We start from the raw sequence: 24,132 nt of genomic DNA on the forward strand, positions 1-24,132 counted from the left end.
CGCCAACCCCGTCCAACCCCGTCAGGCGGCCCGGTCCGCCCGCTCCCGGGAACGGGCGAAGTAGGCGGCGGGCGTGGACCCCGTCACCCGGCGGAACGCGGCGACGAAGGCGCTGGGCGTCGCATAGCCCACCCGCTCGGCCACCCGCCCCACCGGCTCGCCCTCGGCGAGGTGCGCGAGCGCCGCCTGGAGCCGGGCGTGGGTCCGCCACTGGGTGAACGTCAGGCCCGTATCGGCGAGGAACAGCCGCAGCAGGGTGCGCGCGCTGGAGCCGACCGCGTACGCCAGTTCGGCCAGCCCCCGCTGGTCCGCGGGGTCCTCCAGCAGCAGCGCCGCGGCCTCCCGCGCCCGCGGATCGGCCGGCAGCGGCAGCTCGAACACCGCGCCGTCCGCCGGGCGCAGCACCTCCAGCAGGACGGCCTCGGCGTGCGTGCGCACCCCCGGCGGCAGCTCACCGGCCAGATAGCCGATCAGATGCCGGGCCAGCGGGGAGACGGCGAGCACCGTGGGCCGGGGCCAGGCCAGCGGACAGGAGACCGGATCGAGGTAGACGCCCTGGAGCACCGACTCCCGCAGGGCCGCGGTGGCGTGCCGGACCCCTCCCGGGATCCACAGCGCCAGATGCGGCGGCAGCACCCAGCAGCGGTCCTGGATGTCGACCGTGACCACGCCCGTGCTCGCCCAGGCGAGCTGGTGCTCACCGTGCACATGGTGGCGGAAGGACTGCCCCCTGGCCATCTCGAACCGTTCGAGACCGATGGTCTTCTCGTCTGCCATGCCGGTGTCCCTGCCTCTGCCCGGTGCGCGCCCCGCCGCCGTCGGCCGTGGCCGATGCGCGACATACGGTGGCGCCCTGCTGCGTTTACGACAAAAGTAAGGTGACCCTAACGTAGCCGGGTGACCGCAGCCGCCCCCGCTCCGCCCCGCCGTCCGCCCGACCGCCGCTCGGAGCCCTCGGGACCGTCCCCCGCGTCCTGCGCCTCACCCCGGGCGCTGCTGCGGTGGGCCGTGGGCGAGCGCCGCGGCGACCTGGTACTGGCGGCGGTGCTGCTGAGCACGCACCAACTGGGCGAGGCGCTGGTGCCGGTGCTCGTCGGCGCCACGGTCGGCCGGGCCGTACGGTCCGGCACCCCCGCCTCGACGGCCTGCTGGCTCGCTCTGCTGGCGGCGGACTTCCTGATGCTGTCCCTGTCCTACCGCTTCGGCGCGCGGGCGGCCGTCCGGGTGCGGCAGCACACCGAGCACCGGCTGCGCATGACCCTCACGGAACGGGTGCTGCACCCGTCCGGCGGGGTACGGCTGGTGCCGGGCGACCTGCTCAGCCGGGCCTCCGGCGACGCCGAACGGGTGGGCGCCTTCGCGGGCACCCTCGCCGGCACGGTGGCCGCGGTCGTCGTCCTGCTCGGTTCCACGGTGCTGCTGCTGCGCATCCACCCCGGGCTCGGCGCGCTCGTCGTGGCGGGCACCGCGGCCGTCCTGCTCGCGCAGAACCGCCTCTCCCACGCCCTGCACCGCACCAGCGGCACCGAACAGGCCCTCCAGGCGCGGGCCACCGCGCTCGCCGAGGACGTGGTGCGGGGGCTGCGGGTGCTCCGGGGCATCGGCGCCGAGCGCGCCGTCGCCGCCGACTACGCCCGGGTCAGCCGGGACGCCGTGGGCGCGGCCCGGCGTGCGGTGTCCGCCGAGGGCGCACTCGTGTCGGTGGGCGTCCTGCTCACCGGGCTCTATCTGGCGGCCGTCGCCGCGCTCGGCGGCGCCCTCGCCCTGGACGGCCGGATCGGTCTCGGCCCGCTGATCGCCGCTCTCGGCCTCGCCCGGTTCGTCAGCGGTCCGATGCGCGTCGCCGCCACCGCCCACGCCCGCTACGTCCGCGCCCTCGCCTCCTCCGCCCGCGTCCACGAGGTGCTCACCGCGCCCCCGGCCGTGACGGAGCCGACCGCGGCCGGTACTGCGCCCGGCACTGTGGCCGGTGCTGTGGGCGAAGCGCCCGCCGTCGCCTTCCACGGCGTACCGCTGCCGGGCGGGAGCCGCGCCCGGTGGACCGCCGAGGCGGGCCGGATGACCGGCCTGGTCTGCGCCGACCCCGCCGACGCGGACGCCGTCGCCCTGCTGCTCGCCCGCGAAGAGGACCCCGGGGAGGGGCGGATCCTGCTCGACGGCACCGCACTGGACCGGTTCGCCCTGGACACGCTCCGAACCGCCCTCCTGGTCTGCCACCACGAACCGGTGCTGCTGCCCGGCACCGTCGCCGACAACCTGGCCGCCCTCACCGAGGACACCGCCGCCGTCGCCGAGGCGGCCCGCGCCGCCCGCGCCGACCAGGTCCTCGGCGCCGTGGCCCACGGCGCCCGCACCCGGGTCGGCGACCGCGGCGAGACCCTCTCGGGCGGCCAGCGCCAGCGCGTCGCCCTGGCCCGCGCGCTCGCCGCCCGCTCACCGGTGCTGGTGCTGCACGACCCGACCACCGCCGTGGACGCGGCGACGGAGGACGTCATCGCCGACCGCGTACGCCGCGCACGCACCGGCCGCACCACCCTCGTCATCACCGACAGCCCGTCCTGGCTCGCCCGCTGCGACCAGGTCGTCCACCTCCCCACACCCGAGCGGACGGCGACCTCATGACGACCCCGGACGCCACACCGGCCGCTGCCCCGGGCCGTGCCCCGGCCGACGCGTCGGGCGAAGCCCTGGCCGCTGCCCCGGCCGGGGCCCCGGACCGCCTCCGGGCCGAGACCCCGGCCGCCCCTCGCCAGGCCCCGTCCGGTGAAGCCCCGGACGGCACCCCGGACGACGCCTCCTGCGGCACCCCGACCGAGGCTCCACCCGGCACCCCGACCGAGGCTCCACCCGGCACCCCGGCCGACACACCACGCGGCGGCCGGGCCGTGGCTCCCGCCGCTGCCCCCGGCGGCGCCCCGGCCGCACCCCGGGCTGTACCTCCGCCCGAGGCCTCGCCCGAGCCCTCGCCCGCCGACCCGGACGGCGTGCCCTCGCTCCTGCCGGTGGCCACCGGGCGGCAGACTCGGGCGCGGTTGCGGGGGGCTCTGCGGGGGCGCTGGGGGGCGCTGTGGACGGCGCTCGCCGCGCTGGTGCTCGACAGCTGTCTGAGCCTGGCGGGGCCGGTCGCGATCGGGTGGATCACCCAGGCCGTGACGGACCACCGGGGCCCCGGTGCGCTGGTGCGGCCGGTCGGGCTGCTGGCGGGCGCCGCCGTGGCGGGGGCGCTGACCGGATGGGCCGCGACCGTCCTGCTGGCGCGGGTCGTGCTGACGGTGACGGGACGGCTGCGCGAGGACGCGGTCGCCGCCGCGCTGGTCCTGCCCGTGGACACCGTGGAGGCGGGCGGCACCGGCGACCTCGTGGCGCGGGTCTCCGGCGACACGGACCGTGTCTCCGAGGCCGCCTCCGGAGCCCTGGGCGACTTCGCGGCGGCGGCGCTGACCATCCTCGCCGCCCTCGCCGGACTGGCCGCGCTGGACTGGCGGTTCGCCGTCGCCGGACTGCTCGCCGTGCCCCTCCAGGCGTACACGCTGCGCTGGTACCTGCGCACCTCCCGGCCGCTCTACGCCGCCGGGAGGACCGCCGAGGGAGGCCGCGCCTCCGCCCTGCTCGGCGCCTTCACCGCGCTGCCCACCCTGCGCGCCCTGCGCCTGGGGCCGGGGCGGCACGCCCGGGTGGCGGCGGCCTCGCGGGACGCGATGGCGTACGAGTTCCGGGCGGCGCGGGCGGCGACCCGCTTCTATGGCAGGCTCAACCTCGCCGAGTTCCTCGGACTGAGCGCCGTCCTGCTCGCGGCCTGGTGGCTGGTGCGCACCGGCCACGCCGACATCGGCGCCGCGACCACCGCCGCCCTGTTCTTCGCCGGGCTGTTCGACCCCGTGAACATCCTGCTCGGCACCTTCGACAGCGTGCAGCGGGCGACCGCCGCGCTGGCCCGGATCGTCGGCGTCACCCTGCACACCCCGGACCCCGTCCACGGCGCGCGCCCGTCCCGGCCGGGGCCGCGGCCGGGCACCGGGATCGTGGTGCGCGGGGTCCGCCACCGCTACGGCGACGGGCCCGACGTCCTGCACGGCATCGACCTCGATCTCCGCCCCGGCCGGCGGCTGGCCGTGGTCGGCGCGACCGGCTCGGGCAAGTCGACGCTGGCGGCGCTGATCGCCGGGACGCGTCCGCCGTCCGCGGGCAGCGTCACGCTGGACGGCGTACCCACCGGAGACCTCGCCCGCCCCGGAGCGGACGGCGACCGGCGGATCGCCCTGGTCACCCAGGAGCACCACCTCTTCCCGGGCACCCTCGCCGACAACCTCCGCCTCGCGTCCCGCGACGCCCCGGACAGCGCGCTGGACGCCGCGCTGACCGCCGTGGGCGCCGCGGACTGGGCCGCCGCGCTGCCGGAGGGCACCGGCACCGTCGTGGGCCGCGGCGGCGTCCGGCTCACCGCCCGCCAGACCCAGCAGCTCGCCCTCGCCCGGGTCCTGCTGCTCGACCCGGAGGTGGTGGTGCTGGACGAGGCGACGGCCGAGGCGGGCAGCGACACCGCCCGCACCCTGGACCGCGCGGCCCTGGCGGTCACCGAGGGCCGCACCGCGGTCGTCGTCGCCCACCGCCTCTCCCAGGCGGCCACCGCCGACACCGTGCTGGTGATGGAGGACGGCCGCGTCACCGAGCGGGGCCGGCCCGGTGAACTGCGGGCCGCGGGCGGCGCCTACGCCCGGCTGTGGGAGTCGTGGGCCCGCGGCCGGCAGTGAGGGCGGGGCGCCGGGCCGGGTGGCGCACCCGGGCCGGCGCGGCTCACTCCCGGCCCTCGCCGCCCTTGGCCGGCCACACCCCGGTCGAGCGCGCGATGGCCTGGGCGCCCGCGCGGTCCACGGTGCTGCGCACCACGGCGAACAGGGCGCCCTGCACCGCGGCGGCCAGCAGGATCTCGCCCCAGTGCCGGTTCTCGTCGAGCGCGTCGGGGGCGTCGTCCTCGTGTCGGAACGCCTTCCACGCCGTGCGGAACACCTTCCCGGCCACGGCGCCGCCGACCCAGCCCAGCACGAACCCCACGGGCTGGTAGGCGAGCGGGAGCTTGTTCTTCTTCTTGGCCACCTTCGTCCTCCTTCTCGGACTTCTCGGACTTCTACGAGTTCTACGAGGTCTACGGGTTCTACGACTTCTGGTCTCTCCGGGTCAGGGCCGGTCGCGGGGCGGCACCCGCTCCGCCTCCGGCACCGGCCCCGGCGGGGTACCGTCGCCGAAGGGCCGCCCGCCGAGCTCCTCACGCCGGTGCGGCGTGAGCCAGCCGGACAGGTCGGGCCCGAGCGGCACGATGCCGGTCGGGTTGATGCCCGTGTGCACCTGGTAGTAGTGCCGCTTGATGTGGTCGAAGTCGACCGTGTCCCCGAAACCGGGCGTCTGGTAGAGATCGCGGGCGTACGCCCACAGCACCGGGTTCTCCGCCAGCTTCCAGCGGTTGCACTTGAAGTGCCCGTGGTAGACGGCGTCGAAGCGGACCAGCGTCGTGAACAGCCGGATGTCCGCCTCGGTGATCGTGTCGCCCACGAGATAGCGCTGCCCGGCCAGCCGCCGCGCCAGCAGCTCAAGACGCCGGAACACTCCCTCGTACGCCCTCTCGTACTCCTCCTGGCCGGTGGCGAAACCCGCGCGGTACACGCCGTTGTTGACGTCCTCGTACACCTCGCCCATCACCGTGTCGATCTCGTCGCGCAGGGCCCGCGGGTACAGGTCGGGCGCCCCGGGCCGGTGCAGGGCCGTCCACTCGGTGGCCAGGTCCAGGGTGATCTGCTGATAGTCGTTGGTGACCAGCTCGCCGCTGGGCACGTCGACCACCGCGGGCACACTCACCCCGCCGGGGTACCCGGCCTCGCGCCGGTCGTACGCCTCGCTGAGGAAGCGGATGCCGAGGACCGGGTCCCGGCCGCCGGGGTCGAGCGTGAAACGCCAGCTGCGGTCGTCCTGGATCGGGTCGACGACGGCCAGGGACAGGGCGTCCTCCAGACCGAGCAGCCGACGCGACACCAGCGCCCGGCTCGCCCAGGGGCACGCACGGCTGACCACCAGCCGGTACCGCCCGGCGGCCACCGGCCAGCCGTCCCGGCCGTCCGCGGTGATCCGGTCGGCGAAATGACTCTTCGAACGCTTGAACTTCTTGTGGCCGTAGGAACGGTTGCCGTCGTCGTCCCCGTCGCTCATGCCCGGTCCTCCCTGCCGTCGAGGCGTGCTGGTGAACACGTTCCCCGAAATCCGCCGACGGCACGGTGTGACACCCACCGACCGGGGCATTCGGCGAACGTGAGCGGGACATCCGAGAACGCGGCCGGGACGGGTACGGAGATGAAGGGAGCCGAGGCGGAGGCGGAAGCGAGCCGTGCGGCCGGGGGCGGGCCGGGACCGGCCGCCGACCGCAAGACCCGCGTCACCGTGCTGGTGGCGCTCGCGGCGAACCTGGTCATCGCGGTCGCCAAGGCCGTCGGCGGCCTGATCGCGCACTCACCGGCCCTGCTCTCGGAGGCGGCGCACTCCGTCGCCGACAGCCTCAACGAGATCTTCCTGCTGGCCGCGCTGCGCCGCAGCCGCCGCCCCGCCGACCGGCGCCACCCCTTCGGCTACGGCAAGGAGCGGTTCTTCTGGTCGCTGCTCGCGGCCGTCGGCATCTTCGTCATGGGCGGCTGCTTCTCCTTCTTCCAGGGCGTCGAGGCCCTGCGCAACGGCGCCCACGAGACGTTCTCCGGCTATGTGGTCGGCCTGGTCGTGCTCGGCGTCGCGCTCCTGGCCGAGGGCACCTCCCTGCTGCGGGCGCTGCTCCAGGTGCGCGGGCAGGGCGGCGCAGCGGGGCTGCGCGACCCCGCGCTGCGCACGGTCGTCGCCGAGGACGGCACCGCCGTGCTGGGCGTCACGCTCGCCATCGCCGGCATGGCCCTGCACATGGCCACCGGCCAGGTCGTCTGGGAGGCGTCCGCCTCGCTGGCGATCGGCGCGCTGCTCGTCTACGTCGCCTACCGCCTGGGCCGCGACGCACGCGACCAGCTGATCGGCGAGGCCGCCGACCCGGAACTCGCCGGGCGCATCCGCAGCCTGCTGCGCGCGCAGCCGGAGATCGACAGCGTGGAGGCGCTGCTCACCATGAAGCTGGGTCTCGACTCCGTCCTGGTGGCCGCCCGGGTGGATCTGGCGCCCGGCATGGACAGCGAGCGGGTCGAGGAGGTCGCGGTGCGCATCAAGCGGTCCATCGCGCACACCGTGCCCGAGGCGGACCAGATCTTCCTCGACGTGACCGACCGCCCCGCCGCCGAGGCGGAGCAGAGTCCCGCCGTCGCGGCAGAGCAGGGCCCCGCCGCGACGGGGGAACGCGGCGGGGCCTGAGAGACGGGTGCCCGCCGCGTGCCCCCTCCATGCCTCCGGGGCCGGGATCCGCCCGGAACGGACGCACCGAGGGGCGGCCGGGCCCCTGGGTGTGCCCGGCCGTCCGGCTCAGTGGCCGTCGGCCGGCTCCAGCACGAAGACGGGGATCTCGCGCGAGGTCTTCTCCTGGTACTCGGCGTAGGGCGGGAACGCGGCGACGGCCCGCTCCCACCACTCGGCCTTCTCCGCGCCGGTGACCTCACGGGCCGTCATGTCCCGCTCCACCGGGCCGTCCCGCAGCGCGACCCGCGGATCGGCCAGCAGGTTGAAGTACCAGAACGGGTGCTTGGGAGCGCCGCCCTGCGAGGCCACCACGGCGTAGCGCCCGTCGTGCTCCACCCGCATCAGCGGTGTCTTGCGGAGCTTCCCGCTGCGCGCGCCCCGCGTGGTCAGCAGAATGACCGGCAGCCCCGTGTCCCGGAGCGTGGTCCCCTCGGTGCCGCCGGAACTCTCGTACAACTCCACCTGCTCCCGCACCCACTGGGTCGGGCTGGGCTCGTACTCGCCCTCAAGAGGCATGGCGTCGGTCCTCTCCTCGCTCGGTCGGTTCTCTCGCCCGCACGGCACCGCCGCGACGGCTGCCGTGCGCATCATCCCTACCGCGTTCCGGGGCACGGACACCCCGGTCGGACGGATCTTCGCAGACGGGGGCGGGCGCCGTGGCCCCCGGCGTGATCCGGCGGACGGCGGCGACGGCCGGACGTCCGGATCACGCCAGGTCCGCGCCGCAGGTCATGGCGCGGGACGGCCCGGGTCCGCGCCCCGACGGGCACGGGCACACCCGCCCCCGCGCCCGCCTGCGGCCCGGGACGGCCCCGACCGGTCACCGGCGGCCCGGGGCGCGCTCGGGGCGGCCACGCCGTGCGCACCGCCGGCGCCGTGATCACCGTGCCGGGCACCAGCGCCGTCACCAGCCGCCCCCGCCGGCCCGTCAGCGCCCTGCCGAGCGGCGCGCCGCCCCCGGTGGGCAGCACCTGCCGGCCGGGGGCGGCGCCAGGAAGGCCGCCGTCACGAACAGCGCCTGCCGTGCGGCCGGTGCCCCGTCCCCGGCGCCCGCGCCGCCGAGGACCAGGGCGGCGAAGCGGACGACCGTGGCCGGATCGAGCAGGGTGGGGCCGAGCATGCCGAGGAAGGCCCGCGCGGGCCCGGGGGCGGGTGGCACCGCCCGGACGGCCGCGCCGGACCCGCGGTACCGGCGCAGCGCGGTGACCGCGCCCCGTACCGCCGGGGTGGCGAGACCGCGGCCGACGTCCGGCGCAGCGGCGCCGGCACCGGAAGCACCACGCCGGCCAGGGCCGCGCCGCCGACCGCCGCCGGCAGGGCGTACAGCCCGTCGGCGCAGGCCACGCCGAGCGCGGCGCACACGCCGGTGCGCAGGGACGTACGGGCGGTGAGCGCGACCAGGTGCGCCCCCGCGGGCGCCGACGGGCACCACGATGCCGGGGCCCGCGGCGGGCCCGGCCGCGAACGCGGCGGTCATGACCGCGGCGGACCGGGCCTCGGGGGACTGCCGGGCTGCTGTCCGGCGCCCCGCCGCGGGGGCGGTGGCGGACTGCGGCAGCGGGAGCACGACGAGCGCGGACATGCCCGGATCGTGCCCGCCCGGCCCGCAGGAGGACAATGGAAGGACGTCAGCGCGGCACCGGGCGGAAGAGGTACTTCCCGGCCAGATACGGGCTTTCGCCGATGTGGCCGAACTTCGCGTCGCACCATAGATGCCTCAGGCATCTAATGAAGATCGGCACGACGCATCCTTCGTCTGCGAGGTCTTCCATGCCGGACCCGACCATCGAAACCCCCCACTCCGTGGCGTTCCCGCAGGACCGCACCTGTCCTTACCACCCGCCCACGGGCTACGAGCCGTTGCGCGAGTCCGCGCCGCTCGCCCGCGTCACCCTCTACGACGGCAGCCCGGCCTGGGCCGTCACCGGGCACGCCGTCGCCCGTGAACTGCTGGCCGACCCGCGTCTGTCCAGCGACCGCGCCCGTGACGGATTCCCGCTCACCGCTCCCCGGCTCCAGGTGGCGCGCGAGCGCAAGACCGCCCTGCTGGGCGTCGACGACCCCGAGCACCGCGTCCAGCGGCGCATGCTGATCCCCAGCTTCACCCTCAAGCGCGCCACCGCGATGCGCCCCCGCATCCAGGGCATCGTGGACGGGCTGCTCGACCGGATGACCACCCTGGGCCCGCCCGCCGAACTGGTGCGGGACTTCGCCCTCCCGGTGCCCTCCATGGTGATCTGCGAACTGCTCGGCGTCCCCTACGCCGACCACGAGTTCTTCGAGGAGCAGTCCCGACGGCTGCTGCGCGGCCCGGACATGGCCGCTGTGATCGAGGCGCGCGACCGGCTGGAGGCGTACCTCGGCGACCTGGTCGACCGCAAGCAGAAGGAACCGGGCGACGGCGTCCTGGACGAACTGGTCCAGCAGCGGCTGGGCGAGGGCGAACTGGACCGCGCCGACCTCGTCTCGCTGGCCATCATCCTGCTCATCGCGGGCCACGAGACCACCGCCAACATGATCTCCCTGGGCACCTTCACGCTCCTCCAGCACCCCGAGCGGCTCGCCGAACTGCGCGCCGACCCCGCGCTGCTGCCGGCCGCCGTCGAGGAGCTGATGCGGATGCTGTCCATCGCGGACGGGCTGCTGCGCCAGGCCCAGGAGGACATCGAGATCGCGGGGCAGACCATCCGGGCCGGTGAGGGCGTGGTCTTCTCCACCTCCGTCATCAACCGCGACGACACCCACTTCGAGGGCCCCGACGACCTCGACTTCCACCGGACCACCCGCCATCACGTCGCGTTCGGCTTCGGCATCCACCAGTGCCTCGGCCAGAACCTCGCCCGCGCCGAACTGGAGATCGCCCTCGGCTCGCTCCTGGCCCGGCTGCCCGGCCTCCGGCTGGCCGCGCCGCCCGAGGAGATCCCCTTCAAACCCGGCGACACGATCCAAGGAATGCTGGAACTCCCCGTGACCTGGTAAGAGGCTGCTCTCATGCGCATCGACATCGACAAGGACCGCTGCATCGGCGCCGGGCAGTGCGCCCTGGCCGCCCCGGGAGTGTTCACCCAGGACGACGAGGGCTTCAGCGCCCTGCTCCCCGGCCGGGAGGACGGCGGTGGCGACCCCATGGTCAAGGAGGCCGCCCGCGCCTGCCCCGTCTCGGCGATCACGGTGACCGAGAAGGACGGGGCGGCGCGCGCCACCGGGTGACACGAGCGGTGGGGGCACCGGCGGCGGGGACGGCTGGCGGGAGGACGCACGGCCGGGCTGCGGCCCGCGGCGCGGCGGTAGGGTGCCGTCCGTGACCGAACAGGCCGGAGCAGCACCGGGGAGACCCTTCCTCTACGTCGTCGTCTGCGCCGCCGGTGTCGCCTCGGGTGTGGGCGCCCTGGTGGACGCCGCGCGGACCCGCGGCTGGGAGGTCGGCGTCATCGCGACACCGGTCGCCATGAGCGGCTTCTTCGACACCGACGACGTGCGGGAGCGCACCGGCCGGCCGGTCCGCTCCCGCTGGCGCACCCCGGACGACCCGCGCCCCTTCCCGCCGCCGGACGCCGTGGCCGTCGCGCCCGCCACGTTCAACACGGTCAACAAGTGGGCCGCCGGGATCGCCGACACCCTCGCCGTGGCCACCCTGTGCGAGGCGTACGGCCTGGGCGTCCCGGTCGCCGTGCTGCCCTGCGTGGCCGACGCGCTGGCCGACCACCCCGCCTACCGGGAGAGCCTGGCGCGCCTGCGCGCGATGGGCGTCCGCTTCGGGGATCCGTACAGCGGCATGCCCGGCGCGGACGGCACCCGTGCCGACTTCGCCTGGGAGCGGGTACTCGACCTGCTCGAACCCGCCGGAGAACCGGCCGTCTGACCCCCGCGGCCCCGTACGACCGCACCCACCGCATCGGAGCGCGTCCGGCCGGTGGTCCGCCCCGGCACCGGTCCGGCATCCGGTCCCCGAGGCCGCGGAGATCCTTCACGGCCTACGCTCTCTCCGGCAACCACCCCGATGACGGGAGCAGCAACGATGCAGTACGTGAAGCTCGGTTCGACGGGTCTGGACGTGTCGCGGATCTGTCTGGGCTGCATGACCTACGGCGATCCCGAGCGCGGCACTCACGAGTGGACCCTCGGCGAGGAGGCGTCGCGCCCGCTGATCCGGCAGGCGCTGGAGGCCGGGATCACCTTCTTCGACACGGCCAACGTCTACTCCGACGGCACCAGCGAGGAGATCGTCGGCCGGGCGCTCAAGGACTTCGCGCGCCGCGAGGACATCGTGCTCGCCACCAAGGTGCACGGCAGGATGCGGCCGGGGCCCAACGGCGCCGGACTGTCCCGCAAGGCGATCATGACCGAGATCGACCACAGCCTGCGCCGCCTCGGCACCGACTACGTCGACCTCTACCAGATCCACCGCTGGGACCCGCACACGCCCGTCGAGGAGACGATGGAGGCGCTGCACGACCTGGTCAAGGCGGGCAAGGTGCGCTACATCGGGGCGAGCTCGATGTACGCCTGGCAGTTCTCCAAGGCCCAGTACACCGCGCAGGCGCACGGCTGGACCCGCTTCGTCTCCATGCAGAACCACTACAACCTCCTGTACCGGGAGGAGGAGCGCGAGATGCTGCCGCTCTGCGCCGACCAGGGCGTCGGCGTCCTTCCCTGGAGTCCGCTCGCCCGGGGCCGCCTCACCCGGGACTGGGGCACCGGCACCGGACGCAGCGCCACCGACGCCTTCGGCAGCAGCCTCTACCAGGAGGGCGACCGGGCCGTCGTCGAGGCGGTCACCCGCATCGCGCAGGAGCGCGGGGTGCCGCGCGCCCAGGTGGCCCTCGCCTGGCTGCTGCACCAGGACACGGTGACGGCGCCGATCGTCGGCGCGTCCCGGCCGGGGCACCTGGAGGACGCGGTGGCCGCCGTCGGCCTCGAACTGAGCGACAAGGAGACCGAGGAGCTGACGCGGCCCTACACCCCGCACGAGGTCAGCGGCCACTGACGCCCGACGGCTCCCGGGCTACGGCGGCTCCTACGGCCGTGGCGGATCCGGCGGATCCGGCGGATCCGGCGGCTCCGGCGGGGGAGGGGCCTCGGGGGGAGGCCCCGGGTGGTGCGGCGGTGGCGGGGGCGGCAGCGTCGTGAGGTCCGGGGCCGCCTCCGGCCACACCAGCAGCACCGGGCACGGGGCGTGGTCGACGGCGAACCGCACCGCCGGACCCAGGCTGTGCGGGCCGAGCCGGGCGCGGTCCCCGTCGCGGGCCAGCACCAGCAGATCGGCGTCCTCGGCGGCGGCCACCACCTCGCGCTCCACCCGTCCGGCGCGCTCGGTCCGGGTGCACGGCCGCCCCAGCCGGGCCGCCGCCGCGTCGAGCAGTCCCGCCGCCGACGCGTCGCCGAGCCGCGTCAGCCGTTCGCCCGGGTCCCGCTCGCGGTGGCCCCGGCCCAGCAGCCCGGCGAACGCCCCGTGCGCCACACCGGGCACGTCGGCCCCGCTGACATGCAGCAGCACCACCTCCGCCGTGTCGGGCGCATGGGCCCGCACGGCGTCCACACAGGCGGGCCAGGTGCCCTCCACCAGCCAGGCGACCACTCGCATACGCCGATCTCCCTCAGCCGTTCCCCGGTCTCACAGCACCAGCAGCGCTCCCCACAGTGCCACCACCGCGGGCACCAGCGCCGCGGGCACGGCCAGCGCCCCGAGCCGGGTGAACTCCTTCAGATCCACCCCGTGGTCGTGCTGGTGCACGATCCGCCGCCACAGCAGGGTCGCCAGCGAACCGGCGTACGTCAGGTTGGGGCCGATGTTGACGCCGAGCAGCACGGCGAGGACGGCGCCGGGACCGGCCGGGGCGGTCAGCGGCAGCAGGACCAGCACCGCCGGGAGGTTGTTGATCAGGTTCGCCAGGACGGCGGCGAGCGCGGCGGTGCCGAGCAGCGCGAGCAGCCCCGTGCCGCCGGGCAGCAGGTGCCCCAGCGCGTCGGCGAGCCCGTTGTCGACCACCGCGCGGACCACGACGCCGAGGGCCAGCACGAACGCCAGGAACGCCGGGGCGGCGGCCCGCACCACGCTCACCGCGGTCGCCTCGCGCCGCGCCAGCGCGCGCCCGGCCAGCACCAGCGCGCCCGCCAGCGCCGCCCACGCCGGGGCGACGCCGAACGCGGACGTCACCACGAAACCTGCCAGCGTGCAGGCCACCGTGACCAGCGCGAACACCGGGAAAGCGGGCGCGTCGCCCGGGTCCGGGGCGGGCGCCGACGCCGCCAGGTCACGGGCGAAGAACCGGCGGAAGACGACGTACTCGGCGCCGATGGCCGCCAGCCAGGGCAGCGCCATCAGCGCGGCGAACCGGGTGAAGCTCAGCCCGCTCGCCGCGAACGCCAGCAGATTCGTCAGATTGGACACCGGCAGCAGCAGCGACGCCGTGTTGGACAGGTGTGTGCAGGCGTAGACATGCGGCTTGGGCCGCATCCCCGTGCGCGCGGCGGTGGCGAAGACGACCGGGGTCAGCAGCACGATCGTGGCGTCCAGGCTGAGTACGGCCGTGATCGCCGAGGCCAGCGCGAACACCGCCGTCAGCAGCCGCACCGGGCGGCCGCCCGCCCGGCGGGCCATCCACGCCCCGCAGGCCCGGAACAGGCCCTCGACGTCGCAGAAGTGGGCGAGGACCAGCACCGCGGCCAGGAACCCGACGACCGGCCCCAGCCGCTCGACCTCGGCGCGGGCGTGGTCGAGCGGGATCGCCCCGGTGGCGACGGCCACCCCGGCGGCGGGGACCGCCACGGCCGCCTCGGGCCAGCCGAAGGGCCGTACGACGGCGCAGGCCAGGACGGCGACGAGCAGGACGACGGACAGGGTCTCCGCCAGCGGGGTGTTCAGGACTCGGTCCTCCGGACGCGATCAACGGTGCTCGCACATCAAAGCAAACAGCCGTGGCCGTGCCGCGCGGGCGTGCGAGCCGCCGGTCGTGTCAGGGCGCGGTGCCGGGGCTGAGCACGGTCAGGAACACCGAGGAGGAGTTGCCGCCCACCGGGACCCGGCCCGCCGTCCACCGCACGGTGAGGTGGTCGCGCTCGTCGGGCGGGGTGACGATCAGCGAAGCGGGCGTCGCGGTCTTCGCGCCGCTCACCTCCGGGTTGGAGAACGTCAGGCCCGCCCAGGCGCTCTGGCCCGGCCGCAGCGTCACCGTCGTGGCGGAGCCGCCGTTGCGCTTGGGGTCCGGGCCGAGCTGCCGCCCGGAGGAGTCCACGAAGGCGGCGCCCGGGAAGCCGTGCACCGTGCAGGTGCGGCCGGAGCTGTTGGTGAGGACCACCGGGAAGTTCTCCTGCCCGGCGCCCGGGTCGTTGCGGCCCACCGTCGCCCTCAGCTCGGAGGTGTGGCAGCGGGTGCTGCGCGCCGCCGTGTCCGTCCCGCCGCCGCCGCTGCTGCTGCGGCCGGCCGCGGTGGTGCCGCTGGTCGCGGGGGCGGCGGGCCGCGTGGTGCCCTGGCCGGGCGCGGCAGTGGTGTCACCGGGCGGCGGGGCGCTCGTGGTGGGCGCGGTGCCGGTCGTGGTGCCGCCGGTCGCGGGTGCGGCGGGGCCCGGCACCTTCTGCGGTCCGGCCGAGGAGCCGTCGGCGTTGCCGCAGGCGGTCAGCAGGCCGAGGACGGCCACCGAACCCGCGAACAGGGCCCGGCGACGGGAAGGGGTCGTGTGCGCCATGTTCCACACTCCTGGAATTCGTCGCACGCGCTCGGGGCGTGCGTCCGGCGCCTCGTGCGCCGACATGAGGGTCCGATGCGCGGACCGGCCGGAAAGTTCGCGGTTCCCGCGGATTCCTCCCGGAGGGTTCTTCCCGCCGCCGGCCCGCACGGCGTTCACCCGTACGGGATCAGGTGACCCGCAGCGAGCGAAGTATGCGGTCCGTCGTGCCGTCGCCCTCGCGCCCGCGGATCTGCACATACACCTGCGGCCGTCCGGCGCCACCGGCCGGAACCAGCGCGGCCTCGGTGAGGGCGCCCGCGCCGGGGCAGCCGCCCCAGGTGCGCACCCGGCCCCGCCACCGCCCGTCGGAGTAGGCCCGGCCGCCCTCGTAGCGGCAGCCGGGATGGTCCGCGGCCGCCACCCGGGCACTCACGTCGCCCCGCTCGCTCAGCCCGACGAACACGCCGCTCACCTCGGTGTCCAGGTCCGGCCAGTCCACCAGGTCACCGGCGACCGCGAGCCCCGGCTCGTGCCCGGCGGGCAGCCCGAGCGACGCCGGGTCCCAGCCGGAGTCCCGCAGCTGCCGCCCCCAGCTCGTCGGCACCCGCACCTCCACCCGCCCGGTCGCGTCCGCCACCCGCACCTCGGAGGGCCCGTCGCCCCGCAACGTCAGCGCCAGCGCCACGCCCGCCCCGGCGACCGCCGCCAGCACCATGGCCGCCGTCAGCGCCACCGCCCTGCGCCGCCGCCGGACCGGGCGGCCCGCGTCGCCCGTGCCGCCCGCGCTGCCCGTACCGGCCGGACCCCCAGCGCGGTCGGCACCGGCCGCGTCACTTACGGCGTCCGCGTCGCCCGCGCTCGCCGTACCGCTCGTCGCGCCCGCGATCCCCGGCGCCCGCGCCGCGTCCGGTGCCGCTGCCGCGCCCCGGGAGCCCGGCGCGTTCTCCGTGCGCGCCGGACCCGCCGCGCCCACGGCCGGTGCTCCTGCCGGGGCCGCCGCGCCCGCGTCGCCCGTACCGGGCGTCGAACTGGTACGGGCCGTGCGCGGCGCACCGCCCGTACCCGCCGGACCCGACGCCCTGGGCGCCGTCGCGGTGCCCGGCGCTTCTCCCGCGTCGCCGGTGCCCGGCGCGTCCTCCGCCGCAGCGGGGCCCGGCCCGCCCGGGGCAGGCGGTCCCGCCGGGCCCGCCGCGCCCGCCGCGGCCCGTGGCTCCGCCGCACCCGTCGGCCCGCCCGTGCCCGTGCCCGGCCGGGCGTGTCGCGGCTCCTCGGCGGCGTCGTCCGCCTCCGCCGTCCGCTCCAGTTCCCGGGCCAGTGCCTCGGCGGTGGGCCAGCGTTGCTCGCGGTCCGGGGCGAGGGCGCGGAGGAGGGTCCGGGAGACGGCGGGATCCAGGCCGGGGCGCAGGTGCTCGGGCGGCACGACGCGGCCCGGGGCGGCCGGTACGGTGCCCGTCAGCAGGCGGTAGCCGACCGCGCCCAGGCTGTAGACGTCGGCCCGCGCGTCGATGCCCGCGCCCGGCTCGGCCTGCTCGGGCGGCCGGTAGCCGGCGGAGCCCGCGGCCAGGGTCAGGCCCGACGCCTCGGCCAGCGTCTTGGCCAGCCCCAGATCGGCGATCAGCACCCGCCGGGAGCCGTCGCGGGCCGTGCGCAGCAGCACATTGCTCGGCTTGACGTCCCGGTGCACGATGCCCGCCTCGTGCAGCGCGTGCGCGCCCCGCGCCGCCAGCGCGGTCAGCCGCAGCGCCTCGGGCACGGGCAGCGGCCCCGCGCCGAGCAGGTCGTCGAGCGTGCCGGCGTCGGCGTACTCCATGACGAAATACGGCCTGCCGTCGGGCAGCTCCCCGATGTCGTGGACCTGCACCACCCGCGGCGAGCCCGCCTTGCGCAGCAGCCGTGCCTCGGACAGGAACCGCTCGCGCACATCCAGGCGGTGCGCCCAGTTCTCGGCGAGGACCTTGACGGCGACCGGCGCGTCCAGCTCGTCGTCGTGGGCCAGCCACACCGTGCCGAAGGCGCCGGTTCCCAGGCGCCGTTCGAGCCGGTAGCGGCCGATCCGTCCGACGGAGTGCATGGCACTATCATGCCTGCTGCGAGATCGACTCCGAGGAGGCCCGTCGTGCCGGATGCGGCGCCGACCGAAGAACACGCCCGGCGCGCCGCCGCGGGCGACCCGGCCGCGCTGGAGGAGCTGCTCCAGGAGATCCGCCCCGAGGTGCTGCGGCGCTGCGCGCGCTTCCTGCCCTGCCGCGAGGACGCGGAGGAGGCGGCGCAGGACGTCCTGCTCCAGGTCGCCCGGCGTATCACCACGTTCGAGGGCCGCAGCCGCTTCGGCACCTGGCTGTACACGGTGGTCGCCAACTGCTGCCGGCAGAAGTACCGCGAACTCAAGCGGCGCGCCGCCGAGCAGCCCGCCGCCCTGGAACCGGCCCAGCACGTCGACCCGCGCACCACCAGCGTCATCGCGGGCTCCCGGGTGGACCTCCTGGAGGCGCTGGAGCGGCTGGAGCGGGAGCATCCGCACCTGGTGGCGCCGCTGGTCTACCGGGACATCTGCCAGCTGGAGTACGCGGAGGCCGCCGAGCGGGCGGGGATCCCGCTGGGCACCCTGAAGTCGCGGCTGCACGAGGCACGCCGCCAGGTCAGACCCTGGCTGACCGACGCGTCCTGACACCGGGCGGGCCCGGGGCGTCACTCCTCGCCGAGCAGGCTCAGCTCCGCCCAGATGGTCTTGCCCTCGGTGGTGTGGCGGCTGCCCCAGCGCTGGGTGAGCTGGGCGACCAGCAGCAGCCCGCGGCCGCCCTCGTCCCAGGTCTTGGCCCGGCGCAGATGCGGGGCGGTGTTGCTGGTGTCGGAGACCTCGCAGATCAGATGGGTGTCGTCGTGGATCAGACGCAGCCTGATCGGCGGGGTGCCGTACCGGATGGCGTTGGTGACCAGCTCGCTCACCACCAGTTCGGCGGTGAACGCCACCAGGTCGAGGCCCCAGGTGCCGAGCTGGTCGACGACCTGCTTGCGGACCGGCGCGACCAGCGACGGGTCCGCCGGGATGTCCCAGGTGGCCACCTGGGAGGGCGGCAGACCGCGGGTGCGGGCCAGCAGCAGCGCCACGTCGTCGGCCGGGCTGCCCGCAGGGAGCAGCGCGTGCAGGACGCGGTCGCAGGACTCCTCCAGGGACTCGCCCCCTTCGGCCAGCGTCTCGCGCAGCAACAGCTGGCCCGCCTCCACGTTCCGCTCGCGGCTGTCGACCAGCCCGTCGGTGTAGAACGCCAGCACACTGCCCTCGTCGAGGTCCAGCTCGGCCGACTCGAACGGCAGTCCGCCCAGGCCGAGCGGCGGGCCGGGCGGCAGGTCGATCCGGCGGGGCGGGCCGTCCGGCGGGACCAGCACCGGCGCGGGATGTCCCGCACGGGCCAGCGTGCAGCGCCGCGACACCGGGTCGTACACCGCGTACAGGCAGGTCGCGCCGACCTCGCCGGGGCGGCCGTCCGCCTCGTCGCCGGCCTCGGCGGACATCCGTGCCACCACGTCGTCGAGGTGGGTGAGCAGTTCGTCGGGCGCGAGGTCGATGTCCGCGAGGGTGCGCACCGCCGTGCGCAGCCGGCCCATGGTGGCCGAGGCGCCCACCCCGTGCCCGATGACGTCCCCGACGACCAGGGCGACCCGCATCCCGGACAGCGGGATCACGTCGAACCAGTCGCCTCCCACGCCCGCGCGGGCGGCCGGGAGGTAGCGGGAGGCCGCCGTGACGGCGGCGGTGCGCGCCAGGGTGCGCGGCAGCAGGCTGCGCTGGAGCGCGAGGGCGGTCTCGCGCTCGCGCGAGTAGCGGCGGGCGTTGTCGATGCAGACGGCGGCGCGGGCCGTGACCTCCTCGGCCAGCAGCACGTCGTCGGGCAGGAAGCGGGCGGGCTGCGCGAACCGGGTGAAGACGGCGACCCCGAGCGTCATCCCGCGCGCCTTGATCGGCACCGACATCGTGGAGTGGACGCCGAGCCGCCCCACCCGCAGGCTGCGCGCCGGGTTCCAGGCCAGCCACTTCGCCAGGTCGCCCGAGTTCTCGGAGACCACGATGGCGTGGCCCGACAGCAGGGAGGCGCCCTGCGGCGACGCCGCCGGGTACACCTCGGTCCCGCCGGGCGGCGTCACCGCCTCGGGGTCGCCGGGCGTCACCGACCGGTGGGCGACGCGCCGCAGCTCGGCGGGCACGCTCAGGGTGCCGATGGGCAGCTCGCCGCCGTGCTGGGGCGGATCCACCAGGTCGACGCTGACGAAGTCGGCGAGGGCGGGCACACAGACGTCGGCCAGCTCCTGCGCGGTGCGGGTGACGTCGAGGGTGGTGCCGATGCGCACGCTGGCCTCGTTCACCAGTTGCAGCCGTTCGCGGGCACGGTACTGCTCGGTGAAGTCGTGGGCGGCGACGCACACCCCGCGCACCCGGCCCGTGGCGTCGGTGATCGGGGACAGCCGGGCCATCCACGCGCTCGTCCGCCCGTCGCCGCCGACCGGCACGTAGGCGCGCACGTCGTGGGGGCGGCCGGTGTCCAGCACCTGGAGCATGCGCCGCTCGATGTCGGCGCTCTGCGGTCCGGCACCGATCTCGGAGTGGCGCAGGCCCCGCAGCCGGTCCCCGGAGACGCCGAGCACCGCCGCCATGGCGTCGTTGACGGCCCGCAGCCGCAGCCGGTCGTCGTAGAGCGCGACGGCGCACGGCGACTGGACGAGCCCGGCCGCCGACAGCGGATCGTCGTCCGGGTCCCCGGGCGCCGCGTCCTCCAGCGGGGTGACGGCGAGCCAGCCGCCGCCCTCCTGGGGGCGCCGCCGGTGCGCCAGCACCCAGACGGAGACGGTGTGCCCGTCGCGGTGACGCAGAGTGAGTACGCCCGACCAGCGGCCGCCGTCCGGCGGGGCGGCCGGAGCGTCGCCGGCCAGCAGGTCCGCGGCGGGCGCGGCCAGTACGTCGTCGGGCGCCCAGCCCAGCAGGCGGCGCGCGCCCTCGTTCCATTCGACGAGGATGCCGCGCTCGTCGACGACGGCCCGCGCCGTGGCGGCATCGTCGAACGGATAGACCGGACTCATCCTCGCCACTCCATCGCGCACACTCACAGTCATCAGGTGTGTCACTCGCGTTCCAGCGTAGTGCGTACCGGCCCGGCGCGGTCGGCCGCCCCCCGCCGGAGCGGCGCGGGCGGCGCACAGGTCCGGCGCCGGCCGCCGCCGCCCGGCCCGCGGTACCGCCGCAGACCTCTCTGACCAGGGGCTATTTACGCGTCAGTACCCGAGCGGTACCGTATGGCCCATGCCAGCGCTCAATGTGGAGTTCAGCGACCGCGAGCTAGAGGACCTGCGGCAGATCGCCAAGGAACGCGGTACGTCGATGAAGGCGCTCGTGCGCGAGGCGGCGGCGGCCGACATAGCCCGGCACCGCGCCCTCCAGGAGGGCGCCGAGGCGTTCCGCCGGTTCTTCGCGGGGCACGCCGACGAGTTCGCCGCCGCCTTCCCCGAGGACGAGCCGACCGGCAGGGACGAGGGACGGGCCGCCTGAGCGATGACCCCCGTCCTGCACATCGACGTGCCCTGGCTGCTCCAGCGCCACGAGGAAGTACTCCCGGACCAGCCCACGGTCAACGACTTCTCCGCCCTGGTGGCCGCCGTCGCCCGGCACCGCGTGGACCCGCCCCGCCTGGGCGTCGACTCCGACCCGGCCTGGCGCGCCGCGGCCCTGCTGCACACCCTCGCCCTGCTCAAGCCCCTGCCCTCGGCCAACGCCCGCTTCGCCTGCGCCACCGCCGTCGCCTACATGTACGTCAGCGGCGTCGGCATCGACCCGCCCTACGGCGCCCTCGTCGACCTCGCCCGCGACCTGATGTCCGGCAAGACCGACGTCTACGGCGCCGCCGACCGGCTGCGCTCCTGGGAGATCTGAGCGGCGCCCCGCGCCCGCCCGCCGCTCACCGGGCGTCCTCCACCAGGTCGGCGGCGCTCACGGTGGCCGGCACGGCGTGGCCCGACAGGGCGAGGGTGAGGTCGAACTCCGCCAGCACGCAGCGGATCACATGCTCCACGCCCGCCCGGCCGTCCAGACCGAGCCCGTAGACGTAGGGCCTGCCCAGCAGCACCGCCCGCGCGCCGAGCGCGAGCGCCTTGAAGACGTCGTCGCCGGTGCGTACGCCGCTGTCGAACAGCACGGAGAGCCGGTCGCCGACCGCCGCCGCCACCCCGGGCAGCGCGTCGGCGGCGGCGATCGCACCGGCCACCTGGCGTCCGCCGTGGTTGGACACCACCACCCCGTCCATCCCGGCGTCGGCGGCCGCTCGGGCGTCGTCCGGGTGCAGGACGCCCTTCAGGACGATCGGACCGTCCCAGTGCTCCCGCAGGAACGCCAGGTCCGGCCAGGTCTTGCCGGGGTCCGCGAACAGGTCGACGAAGCGCAGCACCGCCGCGTCCAGGTCCTCGTGCACCGGCTTGGCGAGGCCGGACAGGAAGGCCGGGTCGGTGAAGTAGTTCGCGGTGCCCACCCCGCGCAGGAACGGCAGATACGCCTGGTCGAGGTCGCGGGGGCGCCAGGCCAGCAGCGGGGTGTCCAGGGTGACGACGAGGACGCCGAAGCCGCACGCGCGGGCCCGCTCCAGGAAGCTCCGGGTCACCTCGCGGTCCTTGGCCCAGTACAGCTGGAACCAGCGCTCGGCGTCCCCCATCGCCTCCGCCACCTGCTCCATGGGGGTACTGGAGGCCGACGACAGCACGAACGGCACACCCTGCGCGGCGGCGGCCAGCGCCGCCGCCGTCTCCGCCTCCGGATGCATGATCGACAGCACCCCGACCGGTGCCAGGGCCAGCGGCGCGGACAGGGTGCGCCCCAGCACCTCGGCCGACAGGTCACGCTCGTGCACGTCGCGCAGCATGCGCGGTACGATCCGCCGCCGGTCCAGGGCCGCCCGGTTGGCCCGCGCGGTACTGCCGTTGCCCGCGCTGCCCGCCACATAAGCGACCGGACCCGGGCCGAGCCGCCGCTCGGTCAGTTCCTCCAGGCGGCTCATGTCGGTGGGCAGCCGGGGCACCTCGCCCGTCATGCCGCGCAGATAGATCTCGTACTGGAAGTCCGCCCGGTGCCCCGCCATCCGTATGCCGCCTCTCGTCGTCCGCCGCCTGCCGGCCGCCGCCCATACTGGCGGGCAGGGGCGGGGGCGTCCATGGTCCGGTGCCGCACACCGGGGCGCACGCGCCGGACGGCGGGGTACGGAGGCGGGGCGCGCGGATGGCCGGGAGGTGAACCGGAGGCGGAACCGGTCCGGACCAACCGGAATGTTTCAGGCCGATTGCCGAGCGCGCAGTTCAGGCCATCCGGCCGGATTCCGTGATCGTCGGGCCCATGGATGAGGGCCCGGCACGTGAAGATTCCGTGACTTCACGCCACTGATTCAACACGCAAGGTTACCGAAAGCAGTGGGTCCGATGTGAGTTTCCGCCGCGGACTCGGCAGACTCCCGCTCGCCGGGCCGGTGCCGACCGTGCCGGACCCGCCACCCGACGACACCTTGCGGAAGGAAGCACACAATGCGGAACACCGCGCGCTGGGCAGCCACCCTCGCTCTGACGGCCACCGCCGTCTGCGGACCTCTCGGCGGAGCCGCCCTGGCCGCTCCGTCCGGCGCCCCCGCCTCGCTCTACGCCCCCTCGGCCCTGGTGCTCACCGTGGGCCACGGCGACAGCGCCGCCACCGCGGCCCCGGAACGCGCCGTCACCCTTAGCTGCGCCCCCACCGCCTCCGGCACACACCCGGCACCGGCCGAGGCGTGCGCCGAACTGCGCGCCACCGGCGGCGACCTGGCGGTGCTGGCCGCCCGCGCGGACGCCGATGTGCTGTGCACCCGGGAGTACGCCCCCGTGACGGTCACCGCCGACGGCGTCTGGCAGGGCCTGCGGGTCTCCTTCCGGCACACCTATGCCAACGCGTGCGCGAAGAACGCCGCCCTGACGAGCGTCTTCGCCTTCTGAGACCGGGATCGCGCGGTCCCCGCGCAGCAGTGAGGGTCCCGTGACTGGGGAGTGCGGGCCCTGGCGCGGGGACCGGCGGCGATCCCGCCCCAGGGGCCGGCGGGCGGAGTGGGGCCTCCCGCCGGCTCCTGGCATCGCGGCGTGTCACCCGGGCACGTCCGGCACGGTACGGTCACGGCCTCCGACCGGCCCGCCGGACGGGCCCGGGGCGCGCCTGCGGTGACTCGTGTCGCACCACGGATAGCGGCGGCTGCGCCGACAGGTGCACAGCGCCACCCGGAACCGGTCGGAGGAGACCGTGGTCCCGTCCTCCAGTTCCACCTCCACGGGGCCGTCCAGCAGGACCGGGCCCTGCCGCCGCACGGTCACCCGGCACGGCGGAGCCTCGGGCCGCGGCGCGGGCCCGGCGCTGTCACAGGGGTCGTTCGGCACGGATGACCACCAGCTCTTCCCGTTCCTCGGCCGCGTCCAGCAGCCCGCTGGCCCGCAGCCACTCCTGCCGCGTCCGCAGCACCGGACCGAAACCGATCCAGCGCCTGCGCACCACGGCCGCCTTGCAGCCGCCCGCCCGCAGCAGGTCCAGGGTGCGGTCCGGATCGCTCAGCGCCGAGTGGACCAGCAGCAGCACGCCCGCGGGGCGCAGCAGCCCGGGGCCGTCCCGGCAGATCCGGTCCAGGACGAGCCGCCCGTCGTGTCCGCCGTCCCAGGCGCGTGACCTGCCGCGCGGGGCGTGCCGCGCTGGAGGAGCGGGGACGTAGGGCGGATTGGCGAGGACGAGGTCGAAGGACCGCCCGCGCACCGGCCCGAACAGGTTGCCGCGGTGGGCGCGCACCGGCAGCCCGTTCAGCCGGGCGTTGAGCCGGGTGGTCCACACCGCCCGGCGCGACACGTCGACCGCGCTCACCCGTGCGCCGCGCCGGGCGGCCGCCAGCGCCAGCTCACCGCTGCCCGTGCCCACGTCCAGGACCCGCGCCCCCGGCTCGAGTACCTCGTCGGACAGGGCCTCGGCCAGCAGCGCGGTGTCCTCCTGCGGGGCGTACACGCCCGGAAACACGAATCTGTT

22 protein-coding genes and 2 pseudogenes are annotated in these 24,132 nt (G+C 75.9%); 11 read left to right on the forward strand and 13 right to left on the reverse strand.

Annotation, left to right across the window (positions count from 1 at the left end; translation table 11 throughout):
- Nucleotides 1-21: 21 nt before the first annotated feature.
- Nucleotides 22-777: a helix-turn-helix domain-containing protein gene (locus tag R4Z62_RS31225; RefSeq protein WP_355479041.1), complete on the reverse strand. Its 756-nt coding sequence runs from the start codon at nucleotides 775-777 to the stop codon at nucleotides 22-24.
- A 120-nt stretch (nucleotides 778-897) separates the two neighbouring features.
- Between R4Z62_RS31225 and R4Z62_RS31230 the strand changes: the two genes are divergently transcribed.
- Nucleotides 898-2,622 carry an ATP-binding cassette domain-containing protein gene (locus R4Z62_RS31230; protein ID WP_491521559.1) on the forward strand — a complete coding sequence of 575 codons (1,725 nt, stop codon included), beginning with the start codon at nucleotides 898-900 and terminating at the stop codon, nucleotides 2,620-2,622.
- Complete coding sequence (locus R4Z62_RS31235) at nucleotides 2,619-4,751, forward strand: ABC transporter ATP-binding protein (protein ID WP_491521560.1); 2,133 nt, start codon at nucleotides 2,619-2,621, stop codon at nucleotides 4,749-4,751. Before R4Z62_RS31230 ends, R4Z62_RS31235 begins: the two co-directional genes overlap by 4 nt.
- A gap of 43 nt (nucleotides 4,752-4,794) precedes the next feature.
- Here R4Z62_RS31235 and R4Z62_RS31240 read toward each other — a convergent pair whose 3' ends face one another.
- Both R4Z62_RS31240 and R4Z62_RS31245 read right to left on the reverse strand, forming a co-directional pair.
- Nucleotides 4,795-5,094 (reverse strand): DUF4235 domain-containing protein, encoded by a 300-nt coding sequence (locus tag R4Z62_RS31240; protein WP_018570017.1) that lies wholly within the window; start codon nucleotides 5,092-5,094, stop codon nucleotides 4,795-4,797.
- An 81-nt stretch (nucleotides 5,095-5,175) separates the two neighbouring features.
- Nucleotides 5,176-6,198 carry a glutathione S-transferase family protein gene (locus R4Z62_RS31245; RefSeq protein WP_385501282.1) on the reverse strand — a complete coding sequence of 341 codons (1,023 nt, stop codon included), beginning with the start codon at nucleotides 6,196-6,198 and terminating at the stop codon, nucleotides 5,176-5,178.
- 141 nt (nucleotides 6,199-6,339) lie between these two features.
- On the opposite strand from R4Z62_RS31245, the gene R4Z62_RS31250 reads away from it, so the two are divergent.
- The gene (locus tag R4Z62_RS31250) at nucleotides 6,340-7,368 is read left to right on the forward strand and encodes a cation diffusion facilitator family transporter (protein ID WP_491521950.1); all 1,029 of its coding nucleotides are present in this window, start codon (nucleotides 6,340-6,342) and stop codon (nucleotides 7,366-7,368) included.
- Between the two features lie 108 nt (nucleotides 7,369-7,476).
- Here R4Z62_RS31250 and R4Z62_RS31255 read toward each other — a convergent pair whose 3' ends face one another.
- Nucleotides 7,477-7,926, reverse strand: a complete 450-nt coding sequence (locus R4Z62_RS31255) for a nitroreductase family deazaflavin-dependent oxidoreductase (protein ID WP_064536761.1) — start codon at nucleotides 7,924-7,926, stop codon at nucleotides 7,477-7,479.
- Between the two features lie 329 nt (nucleotides 7,927-8,255).
- Nucleotides 8,256-8,887, reverse strand: a pseudogene (locus R4Z62_RS31260) (lysine transporter LysE); the annotation flags it as partial.
- A 293-nt stretch (nucleotides 8,888-9,180) separates the two neighbouring features.
- Between R4Z62_RS31260 and R4Z62_RS31265 the strand changes: the two are divergent.
- The 4 genes from R4Z62_RS31265 to R4Z62_RS31280 all read left to right on the forward strand — a co-directional run bounded on the left by R4Z62_RS31265 (nucleotide 9,181) and on the right by R4Z62_RS31280 (nucleotide 12,397).
- Complete coding sequence (locus tag R4Z62_RS31265; RefSeq protein ID WP_064536762.1) at nucleotides 9,181-10,389, forward strand: cytochrome P450; 1,209 nt, start codon at nucleotides 9,181-9,183, stop codon at nucleotides 10,387-10,389.
- A 12-nt stretch (nucleotides 10,390-10,401) separates the two neighbouring features.
- Nucleotides 10,402-10,620, forward strand: coding sequence for a ferredoxin (locus tag R4Z62_RS31270; protein WP_037890264.1), 219 nt, complete (start codon nucleotides 10,402-10,404; stop codon nucleotides 10,618-10,620).
- Nucleotides 10,621-10,711: 91 nt separating this feature from the next.
- The gene (locus R4Z62_RS31275; protein ID WP_382849471.1) at nucleotides 10,712-11,272 is read left to right on the forward strand and encodes a flavoprotein; all 561 of its coding nucleotides are present in this window, start codon (nucleotides 10,712-10,714) and stop codon (nucleotides 11,270-11,272) included.
- 156 nt (nucleotides 11,273-11,428) lie between these two features.
- Nucleotides 11,429-12,397, forward strand: a complete 969-nt coding sequence (locus tag R4Z62_RS31280) for an aldo/keto reductase (protein ID WP_491521561.1) — start codon at nucleotides 11,429-11,431, stop codon at nucleotides 12,395-12,397.
- Between the two features lie 30 nt (nucleotides 12,398-12,427).
- Here R4Z62_RS31280 and R4Z62_RS31285 read toward each other — a convergent pair whose 3' ends face one another.
- From R4Z62_RS31285 to R4Z62_RS31300, 4 genes and pseudogenes are all read right to left on the reverse strand, one after another.
- Complete coding sequence (locus R4Z62_RS31285; RefSeq protein ID WP_491521562.1) at nucleotides 12,428-12,994, reverse strand: universal stress protein; 567 nt, start codon at nucleotides 12,992-12,994, stop codon at nucleotides 12,428-12,430.
- Nucleotides 12,995-13,024: 30 nt separating this feature from the next.
- On the reverse strand, nucleotides 13,025-14,275 hold the full coding sequence (locus tag R4Z62_RS31290) for an SLC13 family permease (protein ID WP_355479137.1): 1,251 nt from the start codon (nucleotides 14,273-14,275) through the stop codon (nucleotides 13,025-13,027).
- Between the two features lie 91 nt (nucleotides 14,276-14,366).
- Complete coding sequence (locus R4Z62_RS31295) at nucleotides 14,367-15,095, reverse strand: DUF4232 domain-containing protein (RefSeq protein ID WP_491521563.1); 729 nt, start codon at nucleotides 15,093-15,095, stop codon at nucleotides 14,367-14,369.
- Between the two features lie 1,228 nt (nucleotides 15,096-16,323).
- Nucleotides 16,324-17,148: pseudogene (locus tag R4Z62_RS31300) on the reverse strand (serine/threonine-protein kinase); the annotation flags it as partial.
- 45 nt (nucleotides 17,149-17,193) lie between these two features.
- On the opposite strand from R4Z62_RS31300, the gene R4Z62_RS31305 reads away from it, so the two are divergent.
- Nucleotides 17,194-17,745, forward strand: a complete 552-nt coding sequence (locus R4Z62_RS31305; protein ID WP_064536767.1) for an RNA polymerase sigma factor — start codon at nucleotides 17,194-17,196, stop codon at nucleotides 17,743-17,745.
- A 20-nt stretch (nucleotides 17,746-17,765) separates the two neighbouring features.
- Here R4Z62_RS31305 and R4Z62_RS31310 read toward each other — a convergent pair whose 3' ends face one another.
- Complete coding sequence (locus R4Z62_RS31310) at nucleotides 17,766-20,150, reverse strand: SpoIIE family protein phosphatase (RefSeq protein ID WP_491521564.1); 2,385 nt, start codon at nucleotides 20,148-20,150, stop codon at nucleotides 17,766-17,768.
- Nucleotides 20,151-20,370: 220 nt separating this feature from the next.
- Here R4Z62_RS31310 and R4Z62_RS31315 point away from each other — a divergent pair, with 220 nt between their 5' ends.
- Both R4Z62_RS31315 and R4Z62_RS31320 read left to right on the forward strand, forming a co-directional pair.
- Entirely contained in the window at nucleotides 20,371-20,616 is a 246-nt protein-coding gene (locus R4Z62_RS31315) for a hypothetical protein (protein ID WP_064536769.1), read from the forward strand.
- Between the two features lie 3 nt (nucleotides 20,617-20,619).
- Nucleotides 20,620-20,997, forward strand: a complete 378-nt coding sequence (locus R4Z62_RS31320; protein ID WP_018570001.1) for a hypothetical protein — start codon at nucleotides 20,620-20,622, stop codon at nucleotides 20,995-20,997.
- Nucleotides 20,998-21,022: 25 nt separating this feature from the next.
- Here the strand turns inward: R4Z62_RS31320 and R4Z62_RS31325 are convergent, their stop codons facing one another.
- Nucleotides 21,023-22,192, reverse strand: coding sequence for a lactate 2-monooxygenase (locus R4Z62_RS31325; RefSeq protein ID WP_491521565.1), 1,170 nt, complete (start codon nucleotides 22,190-22,192; stop codon nucleotides 21,023-21,025).
- 436 nt (nucleotides 22,193-22,628) lie between these two features.
- Between R4Z62_RS31325 and R4Z62_RS31330 the strand changes: the two genes are divergently transcribed.
- On the forward strand, nucleotides 22,629-23,069 hold the full coding sequence (locus tag R4Z62_RS31330; RefSeq protein ID WP_491521566.1) for a subtilase-type protease inhibitor: 441 nt from the start codon (nucleotides 22,629-22,631) through the stop codon (nucleotides 23,067-23,069).
- 144 nt (nucleotides 23,070-23,213) lie between these two features.
- On the opposite strand, the gene R4Z62_RS31335 is transcribed toward R4Z62_RS31330, so the two are convergent.
- Together R4Z62_RS31335 and R4Z62_RS31340 are read right to left on the reverse strand one after the other, a co-directional pair.
- The gene (locus R4Z62_RS31335; protein WP_064536772.1) at nucleotides 23,214-23,501 is read right to left on the reverse strand and encodes a CDGSH iron-sulfur domain-containing protein; all 288 of its coding nucleotides are present in this window, start codon (nucleotides 23,499-23,501) and stop codon (nucleotides 23,214-23,216) included.
- The gene (locus R4Z62_RS31340) at nucleotides 23,482-24,111 is read right to left on the reverse strand and encodes a HemK2/MTQ2 family protein methyltransferase (RefSeq protein ID WP_355479135.1); all 630 of its coding nucleotides are present in this window, start codon (nucleotides 24,109-24,111) and stop codon (nucleotides 23,482-23,484) included. Before R4Z62_RS31340 ends, R4Z62_RS31335 begins: the two co-directional genes overlap by 20 nt.
- Between the last annotated feature and the right edge of the window lie 21 nt (nucleotides 24,112-24,132).

Source organism: Streptomyces sp. PL-25, from assembly GCF_058344915.1.

Coding starts and splice junctions, on each gene's coding strand:
- R4Z62_RS31245 (WP_385501282.1), bottom strand. CDS start 6,198: ATGAGCGACGGGGACGACGACGGCAACCGTTCCTACGGCCACAAGAAG.
- R4Z62_RS31255 (WP_064536761.1), bottom strand. CDS start 7,926: ATGCCTCTTGAGGGCGAGTACGAGCCCAGCCCGACCCAGTGGGTGCGG.
- R4Z62_RS31280 (WP_491521561.1), top strand. CDS start 11,429: ATGCAGTACGTGAAGCTCGGTTCGACGGGTCTGGACGTGTCGCGGATC.
- R4Z62_RS31330 (WP_491521566.1), top strand. CDS start 22,629: ATGCGGAACACCGCGCGCTGGGCAGCCACCCTCGCTCTGACGGCCACC.
- R4Z62_RS31235 (WP_491521560.1), top strand. CDS start 2,619: ATGACGACCCCGGACGCCACACCGGCCGCTGCCCCGGGCCGTGCCCCG.
- R4Z62_RS31315 (WP_064536769.1), top strand. CDS start 20,371: ATGCCAGCGCTCAATGTGGAGTTCAGCGACCGCGAGCTAGAGGACCTG.
- R4Z62_RS31310 (WP_491521564.1), bottom strand. CDS start 20,150: ATGAGTCCGGTCTATCCGTTCGACGATGCCGCCACGGCGCGGGCCGTC.
- R4Z62_RS31270 (WP_037890264.1), top strand. CDS start 10,402: ATGCGCATCGACATCGACAAGGACCGCTGCATCGGCGCCGGGCAGTGC.
- R4Z62_RS31250 (WP_491521950.1), top strand. CDS start 6,340: ATGAAGGGAGCCGAGGCGGAGGCGGAAGCGAGCCGTGCGGCCGGGGGC.
- R4Z62_RS31285 (WP_491521562.1), bottom strand. CDS start 12,994: ATGCGAGTGGTCGCCTGGCTGGTGGAGGGCACCTGGCCCGCCTGTGTG.
- R4Z62_RS31325 (WP_491521565.1), bottom strand. CDS start 22,192: ATGGCGGGGCACCGGGCGGACTTCCAGTACGAGATCTATCTGCGCGGC.
- R4Z62_RS31265 (WP_064536762.1), top strand. CDS start 9,181: ATGCCGGACCCGACCATCGAAACCCCCCACTCCGTGGCGTTCCCGCAG.
- R4Z62_RS31295 (WP_491521563.1), bottom strand. CDS start 15,095: ATGGCGCACACGACCCCTTCCCGTCGCCGGGCCCTGTTCGCGGGTTCG.
- R4Z62_RS31225 (WP_355479041.1), bottom strand. CDS start 777: ATGGCAGACGAGAAGACCATCGGTCTCGAACGGTTCGAGATGGCCAGG.
- R4Z62_RS31320 (WP_018570001.1), top strand. CDS start 20,620: ATGACCCCCGTCCTGCACATCGACGTGCCCTGGCTGCTCCAGCGCCAC.